Here is a 12,450-nt window from a genome sequence, read left to right as displayed (position 1 = left end):
CTCTCCTGGAGGCGGTTCATGAGCGACACGCTGGACACGATAGAAATCATTCGCGGCCGTCTGCGAGATTCATTTGCTCAAGCAAGCACAGACGAGCAGAAGCAGAAGATCAAAGCTGAGCTGAAACGTCTATCCGACCTGCAAGAAGAAGTTGTCTTGCAGGAATTTGAAAGCGTCGCAGACGAAATACGCGCCCTCACATCGACGCTCCAGCAGATCATTGATAATCTCACCGGGGTCATCGGAAATTTCTTTCTTCAGGATTTCGACAAGATCGGTACACAAGCTGGCTTGGCGATCCGGACGGCGCCGCCGCCAACTCAGCCAAATAGCGGAAGACCCGCAAAGAGGGATCGCTCGCGCCAACCAGCTCAGGGATCCGACACAACCTCTTCTGCAAGTCTCGACGGCTGGGCGGGCCTCATATCCACCTACCGTAGTTACGACAAGGTGAGCGCGGAGCTCAAGATTGCCAGCCTCGCGCAATGGATCCAGGAATCTGGTCGCGGAACGAGCCCTCTGGCTCGCAAGTACAATAATTTCGGCGGAATCAAATATCGGGCGCGAATGCAGGGGTATTGCACGCCCGTCGATTACACCGGCTCCGATGGGGACAGCACGACCTACTGCAATTTTTCGTCGCTCACGGCCTTCATAGAGGGATACTGGCACTTCATCGCCAGCGGCGACTCCTATTCCGGTTGGGAGAGATACAGCCATAATGGGGCTGCCTACATCCGCTTTATTGCGCCACATTATTCCGCCGATCCGAACTATATCACAGGCGTCCTCAGATTATTTGAGGAATCAGGTTCGTTGTTGAAACAAGGAAGCAACGGGTCGGGATCAAGCGAAGATGGGGCTCCGGCTGCGCCCCTTTCGAACGTCGCGACGCCTGAGGGATCGACAGCACGGGTCGCGATCGTAATTGGTCATAACGCTCGGTCACCTGGATCGAGTGCTGTGTCACCGCTTTCGCGGACCGAGTTCGTCTTCAATGGTGAAGTAGCGGCATACATGCTGAGGAATGCAGCTCAGTACAATCTCGAGCTCAAGGTCTTCACACGCCAATCAAACCCAAGCGTCGAACGTGAAATTCTGGCCGCCTACGCGGAAGCTGCCGCCTTCAATCCGGTTTGCGCGGTCGAACTCCACTTCAATTCCTCGGATAATTCAGCGGCGACGGGCACCGAGGTTCTTCTGGCGGGAGGAAAACCTGCGGCGGCTGCGCTTGCGTCCAGCATTACGTCCGCTCTTCGTAGTTCCTTAGGCTTGCCCCTGAGGGGCAATCGGGGCCTCTCGGTCGTATCCCGCGGCGATCGCGGCTGGATTTCTGTTTCCGCGCTGCCTAACGTTCCGAGCGTGCTCTGCGAGCCGTTCTTCGGCTCGAACACAAGCGATTGCGTGACAGTAGCCGGTTTGGGAGAGGAGAAGCTTGCATTGGCTTACTTACGCGGACTGCGAGAATTCGTATTGAGCAGAAATCTCGTCGCTTGAGGTGGGGCGCTATGAAGGTATTCTTAGCTCTGGCGCTTGGCGCGCTCCTTCTCCTAGTCAATTCGCAATTCAGCGGCAGCTCTTACGCCGAGACCGGGCCATCCAATGCTGCGCCGTCCGCCAGCCAGTCCGAACCGCAGGTCTCCAATCCGGCACCTCCTGCAGAGGCTCGAACGAGTGCAGAGCAACGCGCTCCTACGGCATATCTCACATTCAAAACGCCCTACGAATTCTGGCTGACAGCGCTTACGATCATCGTGCTGATCGTTATGGGCGCGATGCTGTGCCTGATGGCCTATACCGGGACGCTGACTCCAGAATTCTACAAGGCATTCCTTATTCTTATAGTCGTTTTTGCGTCCTTGTTTCTGATCGTTGCCGGCTATACCGATCAACAAACTGCACCCGTCTTCAGCCTTTTGGGCACGATCGCTGGATACATTTTCGGTCGCATGTCGAATAGCCCGGATGGACGGCCGAATGCCGACGTCGTACCAGGCCCCCCCCGAGCGACATTCCAAGGAAACGGACAGACGGAAGCTGTTGCGGCGGACCAATCCCAGGCGAATACGCGACGGGTCACGATGGGATCGCCAGCCGCGGACGAGTTTCCTCGTTGAAGGAGAGGGACAATGTGGAAAACGGCCGAGTTCAAAATCCTGCTTGCCCTCAACTTCATGATCTTCTTCGGTTCAGAGCCGTGCCTATCTCAGGTGAACGTCGAAAACTACGGCCTGCGAATTCCGCAGTCTACCACGACCGGCGGGAGGAACACCCTCAACGTCCCGGGCAGCAACCTAAATATCCCTGGCCTCGCTCCAACCCCGGGGCCCGTAGCACCGACCATTGTACAGGGGCCAAGAGGAGTGACAGGCGGAACCTTTGTCTACCCTGTGCCAACACAACGTCGCGTCTTGGAGGATCCCGTTGTCTCCAGCAGCAGTATTGGATTCTACAACGCTGCCGAACAGACGCTCAAGTTTGTCTTGTTTGTCGGCGGCACTTCACGCGTCGTGACTATGCAGCCCCATCAAATCGCGACCTTCGACGTGGAGACCCAGGCCGACCTCAGGGGCGTGTTGAACACAGACGGAAATACCTCCTCCGGCACTCCGCTCAACGCTGGCGAGCTTTATGTGCTTCGAGCGGAGGCGGGACGATGGGTGTTCGCGAAGCTCTGACATGATTACGGCCAGGCGGGCGCGCGACTGTCCCGACAGTTCATGCCACCCTGGGCACGCCGTGATAGCGCTCGACCACGATGTCGCGCTTGGTGGCATCGACGCGCACGGTCATGTCGTAATGGCCTTCGTGCAGCTCCTTGCTGAGCACCTCGGCATTGCGATGCAGCCAGCTGATGCCGGCGCCATCGGCCGCATCGATCGTGAGGTCGAGCGTGGTCCGCGCCGCTGCAAGCCTGTCCTCGATCGCCTGCAGCAGGGCGTCGACGCCCTCTCCGGTCTCGGCCGAAACCATGAAGCAGGGACGCTCAGGCGGACGGCGGGCGGCGATGTTGGCGAGGTTCTCGCGCGCTGACTCGTCGAGCCGATCGATCTTGTTCCAGACCTCGATGATGCTGTCGGTGGCCTCGGGGTCGATGCCGAGTTGACTCAGCACAAGCTCGACGTCGTGCTGCTGCGCCTCGGCATCCTCATGCGACATGTCGCGGACGTGCAGGATGACGTCGGCCTCCAGCACTTCTTCCAGCGTGGCGCGGAACGCCGCGACCAGCTGCGTCGGCAGGTTGGAGATGAAGCCGACCGTGTCGGAGAGCATCGCCTTGCCGCCATGCGGCAGGCTGATCGCGCGCAGGGTCGGATCGAGCGTCGCGAACAGCATGTCCGCGGCCTGCACGTCGGCGCGCGTCAGGCGATTGAACAGCGTCGACTTGCCGGCATTGGTGTAGCCGACCAGCGCGACGGCGCGATACGGCACCCGCTGGCGTCCGGCGCGATGCAGCCGGCGCGTCGCCTGCACCTTCTTCAGTTCGTTCTCGAGCCGCGTGATACGGTCGCCGATCAGCCGGCGGTCGGCCTCGATCTGGGTTTCGCCCGGACCGCCCATGAAGCCGAAGCCGCCGCGCTGGCGCTCGAGATGGGTCCAGGATCGCACTAGGCGGCTGCGCTGATAGTTGAGATGCGCGAGCTCGACCTGCAGCGCGCCTTCCTTGGTCTTGGCGCGGCGGCCGAAGATCTCCAGGATCAGGCCGGTGCGGTCGAGCACCTTGGTGTTCCACGCCTTCTCCAGGTTGCGCTGCTGGATCGGCGACAGCGCGCAATCCATGACGACGAGCTCGGCGCCCTGGCTTGCGATCACGCCGGCGATCTCGTCGACTTTCCCCTTGCCGAGATAGGTCGCGGGACGGATCTGCCCGATCAGCGCGAGAATGGACTCCACCACGGTCAGATTGATGGCGCGCGCAAGCCCCGCGGCCTCGTCGATCCGCGCCTCGACGTCACGCATCTCCGAATGAGTGGCCGACGCGCCGTCGTCGCCACGGCGTGTCCGCAAGTACGGGCCGACCACGATGACCCGGCCCGTTGTCTTGACGTCATCCGGCCTCGCAAGGCCGATGGTCCCTTCGCGATCGCGGGGTTCCAATCAGGTCACTCTCACGCAGAGGCGTCCTCGCCGCCCTCGAACAGCTGGATCGGAGCACCCGGCATGATGGTGGAGATCGCATGCTTGTAGACGAGCTGCGAATGACCGTCGCGCCGGAGCAACAGGCAGAAATTGTCGAACCATGTGACAATCCCCTGCAGTTTCACGCCGTTGACCAGGAAGATCGTGAGCGGTGTCTTGGTCTTGCGGACGTGGTTGAGAAACGTGTCTTGTAGGTTTTGTGCGCGGTCTGCCGCCATTGTTGTTATCTCGCAGTCTTGTGCTTTTTCTTATTGGACCTGCGGCGACCCGATTGCCGGCCTCGGTGCCGTCGCGGTGACCCATGATCCATTGAGATCCCCCTCGAGGGATCATGGGACGCGCGATTAGAGGACAGGCGAGCATATTAGGCAAGCCGCTTGCGTCGACCGAGGTTCCAAAACCCCCGGATTCGCCCGTAAAAGTCCGGAACCCGCCGAATTTTCCAATGTAAATTCGTCCAGGTCGGCAAACTTTGCCGGGTGACCACGCTAGCCGACCCCGAGCGCCTTCAGCTTGCGGTGCAGGGCCGAGCGCTCCATGCCGACGAACTCGGCGGTGCGCGAGATGTTGCCGGAGAAACGGCTGATCTGCGCGATCAGGTAGTCGCGCTCGAACACCTCGCGCGCCTCGCGCAGCGGCAGGCCCATGATGTGCTCGCCATTGTTGCTGGTCGGCATCGCCGGCACCATCGATCCCACGTCCGGCGGCAGCATGTCGGCGGTGATGATCACCTCCGGGCCGCCAGCGGCGAGAATCATCACGCGCTCGACGTTGTTGCGAAGCTGGCGGACGTTGCCGGGCCAGACATGCGACTGCAGCACGGCCATCGCATCCTGGCCGATCTGCCGCTTCGGCAGGCCGGTCGTGATCGAGATCTGATCCATGAAATAATCGATCAGCTCGGGAATGTCCTCGCGGCGCTCCGACAGCGGCGGGACGCGAATCGGCACCACCGAGAGGCGGTGATAGAGATCCTCGCGGAAGCGGCCGCTGGCGATCTCCTCCTCCAGGTTCCGTGCCGTCGAGGAGATGATGCGCACGTCAACGTGCACCTTGGTGGTGCCGCCGGCGCGCTGGAAGGTCTGGTCGACCAGGACGCGCAAAATCTTGTTCTGCGTCTCTCGCGGCATGTCGGCGATCTCGTCGACGAACAGCGTGCCGCCATGCGCCTCCTCGAGCGCGCCGGTCTTGCGCGACTGCTCGCCGTTGGACTGCTCGATACCGAACAGCTCTTCCTCCATCCGCTCCGGCGTGATCGCAGCCGCGTTGATCACCACGAACGGGCCTTCGGCGCGCGGTGATTGCGCATGCAGCGTGCGGGCCGCGAGCTCCTTGCCGGAGCCCGGAGGTCCGACGATCAGGATGCGACTGTTGGCCTTGGCGGCGCGCTCGATGGTCTGGCGCAGCTGGTTCATCGACGGCGAACGGCCGGTCATGTTGCTCGCGGTCGGCGCCAGCTGCTTGAGCTCTCGCACCTCGCGCTTCAGCCGCGAATTCTCCAGCGCGCGCGTCGCCACCAGGATCAGGCGGTCCGACTTGAACGGCTTCTCGATGAAGTCATAGGCGCCGCGCTTGATCGCGGCGACCGCGGTCTCGATGTTGCCGTGGCCGGAGATCATCACGACCGGCAGATCGGGATGGTCCTTCTTGATCTGCTCGAGCAGCTGCAGGCCGTCGAGCTTGGAGCCCTGCAGCCAGATATCGAGAAACACCAGGTTCGGCCGGCGGCCGGCGATCTCGGCGAGCGCCGAATCGCTGTCGCGAGCCGTTCGAGTCGTGAAGCCTTCATCGTCCAGGATGCCGGCAACCAGCTCCCGGATATCGGCTTCATCGTCGACAATCAGAATATCACTCGCCATGGGTCACGCCTGTCTCGTCAGCTGCCGGTTGCGGCTTGGATTTTTGGTTGATCGTTGGTCGCTTGAGCCGGGCCAGCGGTTTCCCCGCCGTCTCCGGTCTTTTGCGCATCGTTGGGAGCGGGCGTCTGCTCCTTCGCGCCAGGTTGTGCGGCCTGGCCGGACACGGCAAAGCGCAGCCGCATCCAGGCGCCACGCTGGCCGGGACGGAAATCGGAGGCGTCCTTCAGCTCCAGCTTGCCGCCATGATCCTCGAGCACGCGTCCGACGATCGCGAGCCCAAGGCCGGTGCCCTTGGCGCGCGTCGTGACATAGGGCTCGAGCAGCCGCTGTCGTGCGACCTTCGGCAGGCCGATGCCATTGTCGATCACGTCGATCAGCACGTCGTCGCCCTCGCGCGAGGCCACGACGTCGATGCGGCCCTTGCCGAGCTCCTCTTCCGGCACCACCTCGATCGCCTCGGTGGCGTTCTTGATGATGTTGGTCAGCGCCTGCGAGATCAGCCTTCGGTCGAACTGCGCGCGCAGCGGGTCCTGCTTGATGTCGGTCTCGATGTCGATCTCGGGATGCGCGACCTTCATCAGGAACACGGCCTGGCGGACCGCGTCGGCGACGTCCTCGCCTTCCATCACCGGCTTCGGCATCCGCGCAAACCGAGAGAACTCGTCGACCATTCGCCTGATGTCGTCGACCTGCCGCACGATCGTCTCGGTACATTGCTCAAATACGGCCTTGTCCTCGGTGATGACCTTGCCGAATTTGCGGCGAATTCGTTCTGCGGACAGTTGAATCGGCGTCAACGGATTCTTGATCTCGTGCGCGATGCGGCGGGCGACGTCGCCCCACGCCGAGGTGCGCTGCGCCGAGACCAATTCGGTGATGTCGTCGAGCGTGATGATATAGCTGTCGCGCGCCTGGTTGGTCTGCTCCGCGGTGACGCGCACCGACAGATTGCGCTCATGGCCGTCGCGCTGGATCGTGATCTGCCCCTGCACCAGGCGCTGCTTGCCCTCGCGCGCGGTCTTCATCATGTCGTCGAGCTCGGGCAGCACGTCCGACAGCGGATGATCGAGCACCTCCTGCTCGGCATGTCCGATCAGCTTCTCGGCCGAGCGGTTGAGGATGCCGACGCTGCCTGAGGCATCAACGCCGATGATGCCGGCGGACGCCGACGAGAGCACCGCCTCGATGAAGCGGCGACGGCTGTCGATCAGGTCGCTGGCGCTGACCAGCTCGTCGCGCTGGGTGCGCAGCTCCTGCGTCATCTTGTTGAAGGTCAGGCCGAGCTGGGCGAGATCGCCCTCGGAGCGCTGCACCGGAACCTGGACGTTGAGGTCGCCGGTCGCCACCGTATGCGCGGCGTTCATCAGTTGCCGGATCGGCGACACCAGCCAGTTGGCGAAGTTCAGGCCGATCAGCACCGACGCCATCAGGATGGTCAGCGCGATCACCGCGAACATCAGCGCGAAGGCGACCTGGATGCCGAGGCGGCGCGACTCCACCTGGGCGTATTCGGCCACGGAAGTCTCGGTTTGCTTGAGCTGCGCGATCACGCGGGGGTCGAGCAGCCGGGCGACATAGAGGAAGGTGTCGTTGAAGGCGCGCAGACGGATGACGGCAGCGACGTAGTTGGCGTCGGGGAACACCGCGATCTGCGGCTCGGTCTCGTTGACGTTCGAGAGGAAGTCGGCCGGCGGCGTCTGGAAGCTCTGCTGGATGCCGGTCTCGGCGGTCTCCAGGACGTTGCGGTCCTTGTCGATCAGCATCGCGCCCGGCAGATTGCGCGAGGCGGCGCTGGCGGTGAGCAGCTCGCGGAAGGTGCCGCGGTCCTGGTCGAACAGCGGCCGCGCGTGCGCAATGTCGTTGGCCATGCCGAGGATGTCGCCGCGGATCAGCTGGGCGTGCTCATAGGTGTAGGCGCGCGCGACCGTCAGTGAGTTCTGGATCGCCTCCTTGGCGGGTCCGGAGAACAGCCGGTCGAGGCCGCGGTCGATGGTCACGTTGGCGACCAGCGACACCAGCACCGCCGGCAGCACCGCGATCACCGAGAACAGGCTGACGATCTGGACGTGCAGCCGCGCCGCGGCCCGGCCCCGCCGCCGCGCCTGGACCATCTGCCAGACCTCGCGGATGATGATCCCGACCAGGATCAGGATCGTTCCGGCATCGATCAGCAGGAAGGTGCTGACGACCTCAGGCGTCGGCTCGATCGGGCTGAGGCCGACCAGAACGATGAAGGTCAGGAAGGCCGACAGCAGCGCGAGCCCGACCGCCACCGGCGCCAGCCAGGTGCGCCAGGTCCAGCGCCGGCCGTCGGCGGACGATGGGTCGAAGGGGGTGGCCGTGGCTTCTGCGCTGGTCATTCCGGCAATGGGGTGAGGTGAACGCCGCATGTCCTGAAGAATCGGACTGATGCATTCCTACCACGCTGTTGCCAAATTGCGACAAATCCACGGCGCGGAAGCACGTCGCGGATTTGTCTGCATTAATTCTCATCTGGGGCTGCTTTCAGGCCCCGAAACGGTGTCAAAAAACCGTTACTAGCCCCCGCTGCGGTAGACCTGGATGTCCAGATCGCGAATCTTCTTCCGCAGCGTGTTGCGGTTGAGGCCGAGCAGATCGGCCGCGCGGATCTGATTTCCCCGCGTTGCCGCCAGCGCTGCCGTGAGCAGCGGGATCTCGATCTCCTTGAGGATGCGGTGATACAGGCCCGGCGGCGGCACGCCGTTCGGAAATCCCTGGAAATGCGAAGACAGGTACGCCTCTACCGCACCACCGAGATTGTCGATCGAGGTCGGCGCGTTCGACCCGGTGGTCACCGCCGGCGGCGCCAGCTCGCCGTCGATCACCGAAGCGGTGATCACGTCCTGCGGATACAGCGCCGCCAAGCGGCGGGCGAGGTTCTCCAGCTCGCGGACGTTGCCCGGCCAGCGGTGCTGCTTGAGCCTCTCCAGCGCCGCGGCGTCGAGCTTCTTCGGCGGCAGCCCGTCCTTCTCGGCCAGCGCGAAGAAGTGACGGACGAGATCCGGCAGGTCCTCGATGCGCTCGCGCAACGGCGGCAGCCGCAGCGGCACGACGTTGAGGCGGAAGAACAGGTCCTCGCGGAACAGCCCCTGCTGGATCAGGATCCGTAGGTCCTTGTTGGAGGCTGCGACGATGCGCACGTCGGTCTTGATCGGGGTGCGGCCGCCGACGGTGGTGTACTCGCCCTGCTGCAGCACGCGCAAAAGCCGCGTCTGCGCCTCCATCGGCATGTCGCCGATCTCGTCCAGGAACAGGGTGCCGCCCTCGGCCTGCTCGAAACGGCCGGAGGCGCGGGTGTTGGCGCCGGTGAAGGCGCCGCGCTCATGGCCGAACAATTCCGATTCGATCAGGTCGCGCGGGATCGCCGCCATGTTGACCGCGACGAACGGGCCGTTGCGGCGCTTGCCGTAGTCGTGCAGCGCGCGGGCGACCAGCTCCTTGCCGGTGCCGCTCTCGCCGGAGATCATCACCGTGAGGTCGGTCTGCATCAGCCGCGCCAGCACGCGATAGATGTCCTGCATCGCCGGCGAGCGGCCGACCAGCGGGATCGATTCGAACTCGCTGTCATCCGGCTGGCTCGCCGCCCGCTCCTTCGGCTCCGCCAGCGCGCGGCCGACGATCGCGATCAGCTCCTTCAGGTCGAACGGCTTCGGCAGATACTCATAGGCGCCGCGCTCGGAGGCCTTGATCGCGGTCATGAAGGTGTTCTGCGCGCTCATCACGATGACCGGCAGGTTCGGCCGCATCTTCTTGATCCGCGGCAACAGGTCGAACGCGTTCTCGTCCGGCATCACCACGTCGGTGATGACGAGATCGCCCTCGCCCTGGCTCACCCAGCGCCACAGGGTGGCGGCGTTGCCGGTCAGCCGCACCTCGTAACCGGCGCGTGACAGCGCCTGGTTCAGGACCGTGCGGATGGCCGTATCGTCGTCGGCAACGAGAATGCTACCTGCAGGCATAGGTGGTCCTCAATTTGATCCCTGAGAGGCATGCAACGGCGTCCCCGAAACGTCATCGCGATTGCTTTGGTCTGGTTGTTTGCTGGCGCTGTACATCGGCATCAGCACCCGGAAGGTCGTCTTGCGCGGCTGCGACTCGCACTCGATGATCCCGCCATGGTCGCCGATGATCTTCGCGACCAATGCAAGACCGAGGCCGCTTCCGGTCGGCTTGGTGGTCACGAACGGATCGAACAGGTTCGGCATCAGGTCTTCCGGCACGCCGGGGCCGTTGTCCTTGACGCAGAACTCCAGCGGCAGCGACACCCGCGACTTCTTGCCGGGCACCGACAGCCGCACGCCCGGGCGGAAGGCGGTGGTGAGCTGAATCTCGGCATCGGTACCGAGGTCGACGACCGCCTCGGCGGCGTTCTTGACCAAGTTCAGGAACACCTGGATCAGCTGATCCTGATTGGCGAGCACCGGCGGCAGCGACGGATCGTAGTCCTCGATGAAGCGGATGTTGCGCGCGAAGCCCGACTGCGCCAGCCGCTTCACGTGATCGAGCACGGAGTGAATGTTGACCGGCCCGCGTGCCACTGGGCGGTCGTCGCCGAACACCTCCATGCGGTCGACCAAAGTGACGATGCGGTCGGCCTCGTCGCAGATCAGCCGCGTCAGCATTCGGTCTTCCGAGGAGGCCTGCTGCTCCAGCAGCTGCGCGGCGCCGCGGATGCCCGACAGCGGGTTCTTGATCTCATGTGCCAGCATCGCGGCCAGCGCGATCACCGAGCGCGCGGCGCTGCGGTGGGTGAGCTGGCGGTCCATCTTGTCGGCGATGGTGCGCTCCTGCAGCATCACGACGATATGGCCCGGCCGCTCCGGCAATGGGGCGACGTGCAGGTCGACGAGCCGGTCGGCGCCGGTGCGCGGCGTGCCCAGGTCGACCTTGTACTCGTTGACCGGCGCGCTGGTGGTGCGCACCTGATCGATCAGTGCCAACAGCGGCGAGCCGAACGGCACCAGCTTCTTGAGCGATTGCCGCTGCAGGAATTGGGTGGAGGAATCGAAGAACGATTCCGCCGCCATGTTGGCATCCATGATCATGCCATCAGGGCCGATGACCAGCACCGGATTCGGCAGGGCATTGAGGATGGCATCGCCATCCGATGGAAGTCGCTTGCGCTGTTCTGCGGCTGAGCTCATGCGGCTGCACTCCAGGCAAAATCGTCGAAAGCTTCACGCAGCGCCCGATGGACCAGGGACGGCTGCTCGGATGTCAGGATACGCTCACGCCACGCCTTCAGTTTTTCGGCCGGGGCGTTGGCGTGCTGGGCGGCCACGTCGAGCCCCCAGCTGAGATGCTTGCGGGCATGGCGCAGGCCGACCCGCTCGCCGTAGTGACGGCAGATCTCGTCATACAGCGCGGTGAGAAGCACGAGCTGTTGCGTCAGCTCCGGCGCACCCTCTTCCGCGCCGCCGTCGAGACGGCGGCCGACCTGACCGGGCAGCCAGGGCTGCCCCTGCGCGCCGCGGCCGATCATGACCGCGTCGGCGCCGGAGGCATCGAGCGCCTCGCGGGCATCCTCGTAGCTCGTAATGTCGCCATTGACGACGACCGGCAGGTCGACGGCGTCCTTCACGGCGCGCACCGCGCTCCAGTCCGCCTCGCCCTTGTAGAACTGCTGCCGCGTCCGGCCATGCACGGTGATCAGCCGCACGCCGGCGGCCTCCGCGCGGCGCGCCAGCTCCGGCGCATTCAGGCTGCGCTCGTCCCAGCCGAGCCGCATCTTCAAGGTCACGGGCACGTCGACGGCTTCCACCGTCGCCTCGATCAGGGTCAGCGCATGATCGAGATCGCGCATCAGGGCCGAGCCGGACTGCCCGCCAGTGACGTGACGCGCCGGGCATCCCATGTTGATGTCGATGATGTCGGCACCGCCATCGGCCGCGACCTTGGCGCCCTCGGCCATCCAATGCGCCTCGCAGCCGGCGAGCTGCACCACATGCGGTCCGATGCCGCTCGCCTCGCAACGCAGCCGGGATATCCACCGCCCGCGCACGAGATCATCGCTCGCGGTCATCTCGGACACGACCAGGCCCGCCCCCAGCTCGGCCGCGAGTCGGCGGAACGGCGCGTCGGTGATCCCCGACATCGGCGCGAGCACCGCACGGTTTCCGAGCGAAACGTCACCTATCTTCAAGGCTTTGGCGGGTGTATTGGCCAGACCGGTCACGAACGACTCTTCGAGCTCATCGAGCGCATCATTGCGTCTGCCCCGCACTCTCAAGCACAATTCTTGGGCAGTCAAGCGTCATGCCTACACTTTAGCCAAGACCATCCACATTTCAAGTGCAGTGCAGCAAAATATGCTTGTTCGGCAGTCATAGTAAACTCGGGAGCCGCCGGGTTTTTGCATGGCTCCGTGCACATCTGCTCTCGGCTGGCCGCGGAATCCGCGGGCGATGGGTCATCCTGCACCGCTGCCACA

General features: G+C 63.9%; 10 protein-coding genes. 3 read left to right on the top strand and 7 right to left on the bottom strand.

Going from position 1 to position 12,450, the window contains the following annotated elements; genetic code table 11:
• Positions 1-18: 18 nt before the first annotated feature.
• Genes BRAO375_RS25655 through BRAO375_RS25645 form a run of 3 tightly spaced genes read left to right on the top strand, consistent with a single transcriptional unit; the run spans position 19 to position 2,678 of the window.
• A complete protein-coding gene (locus BRAO375_RS25655) occupies positions 19-1,497 on the top strand; it encodes an N-acetylmuramoyl-L-alanine amidase (protein WP_009030356.1) in 1,479 nt (492 codons plus the stop codon).
• An 11-nt stretch (positions 1,498-1,508) separates the two neighbouring features.
• Entirely contained in the window at positions 1,509-2,117 is a 609-nt protein-coding gene (locus BRAO375_RS25650) for a hypothetical protein (RefSeq protein WP_052536138.1), read from the top strand.
• 12 nt (positions 2,118-2,129) lie between these two features.
• Entirely contained in the window at positions 2,130-2,678 is a 549-nt protein-coding gene (locus BRAO375_RS25645; protein ID WP_035642184.1) for a hypothetical protein, read from the top strand.
• A gap of 40 nt (positions 2,679-2,718) precedes the next feature.
• Here the strand turns inward: BRAO375_RS25645 and hflX are convergent, their stop codons facing one another.
• From hflX to dusB, 7 genes are all read right to left on the bottom strand, one after another.
• Entirely contained in the window at positions 2,719-4,098 is a 1,380-nt protein-coding gene (gene hflX, locus BRAO375_RS25640; RefSeq protein ID WP_009030353.1) for a GTPase HflX, read from the bottom strand.
• An 11-nt stretch (positions 4,099-4,109) separates the two neighbouring features.
• Positions 4,110-4,358, bottom strand: a complete 249-nt coding sequence (gene hfq / locus BRAO375_RS25635; RefSeq protein ID WP_006613906.1) for an RNA chaperone Hfq — start codon at positions 4,356-4,358, stop codon at positions 4,110-4,112.
• Between the two features lie 270 nt (positions 4,359-4,628).
• A complete protein-coding gene (gene ntrX / locus BRAO375_RS25630) occupies positions 4,629-5,999 on the bottom strand; it encodes a nitrogen assimilation response regulator NtrX (RefSeq protein WP_009030352.1) in 1,371 nt (456 codons plus the stop codon).
• Positions 6,000-6,016: 17 nt separating this feature from the next.
• The gene (locus BRAO375_RS25625) at positions 6,017-8,359 is read right to left on the bottom strand and encodes a sensor histidine kinase NtrY-like (protein WP_009030351.1); all 2,343 of its coding nucleotides are present in this window, start codon (positions 8,357-8,359) and stop codon (positions 6,017-6,019) included.
• A 177-nt stretch (positions 8,360-8,536) separates the two neighbouring features.
• Positions 8,537-9,979: a nitrogen regulation protein NR(I) gene (gene ntrC, locus BRAO375_RS25620; protein WP_006613895.1), complete on the bottom strand. Its 1,443-nt coding sequence runs from the start codon at positions 9,977-9,979 to the stop codon at positions 8,537-8,539.
• Positions 9,980-9,988: 9 nt separating this feature from the next.
• The gene (locus BRAO375_RS25615; protein ID WP_009030350.1) at positions 9,989-11,164 is read right to left on the bottom strand and encodes a two-component system sensor histidine kinase NtrB; all 1,176 of its coding nucleotides are present in this window, start codon (positions 11,162-11,164) and stop codon (positions 9,989-9,991) included.
• On the bottom strand, positions 11,161-12,114 hold the full coding sequence (gene dusB, locus BRAO375_RS25610) for a tRNA dihydrouridine synthase DusB (RefSeq protein WP_009030349.1): 954 nt from the start codon (positions 12,112-12,114) through the stop codon (positions 11,161-11,163). Before dusB ends, BRAO375_RS25615 begins: the two co-directional genes overlap by 4 nt.
• Between the last annotated feature and the right edge of the window lie 336 nt (positions 12,115-12,450).

It is taken from the genome of Bradyrhizobium sp. ORS 375, assembly GCF_000239775.1.
Lineage (GTDB): Bacteria > Pseudomonadota > Alphaproteobacteria > Rhizobiales > Xanthobacteraceae > Bradyrhizobium.
The sequence above is the reverse complement of the archived record's forward strand: the minus strand, read 5'-3'. Positions and strand labels throughout refer to the sequence as shown.

Excerpts from the sequence above, each read along its gene's own strand:
- BRAO375_RS25650 (WP_052536138.1), top strand. The coding sequence starts at position 1,509 with ATGAAGGTATTCTTAGCTCTGGCGCTTGGCGCGCTCCTTCTCCTAGTC.
- dusB (WP_009030349.1), bottom strand. The coding sequence starts at position 12,114 with ATGTCGGGGATCACCGACGCGCCGTTCCGCCGACTCGCGGCCGAGCTG.
- ntrX (WP_009030352.1), bottom strand. The coding sequence starts at position 5,999 with ATGGCGAGTGATATTCTGATTGTCGACGATGAAGCCGATATCCGGGAG.
- BRAO375_RS25655 (WP_009030356.1), top strand. The coding sequence starts at position 19 with ATGAGCGACACGCTGGACACGATAGAAATCATTCGCGGCCGTCTGCGA.
- BRAO375_RS25645 (WP_035642184.1), top strand. The coding sequence starts at position 2,130 with ATGTGGAAAACGGCCGAGTTCAAAATCCTGCTTGCCCTCAACTTCATG.
- ntrC (WP_006613895.1), bottom strand. The coding sequence starts at position 9,979 with ATGCCTGCAGGTAGCATTCTCGTTGCCGACGACGATACGGCCATCCGC.
- hfq (WP_006613906.1), bottom strand. The coding sequence starts at position 4,358 with ATGGCGGCAGACCGCGCACAAAACCTACAAGACACGTTTCTCAACCAC.
- BRAO375_RS25615 (WP_009030350.1), bottom strand. The coding sequence starts at position 11,164 with ATGAGCTCAGCCGCAGAACAGCGCAAGCGACTTCCATCGGATGGCGAT.
- BRAO375_RS25625 (WP_009030351.1), bottom strand. The coding sequence starts at position 8,359 with ATGACCAGCGCAGAAGCCACGGCCACCCCCTTCGACCCATCGTCCGCC.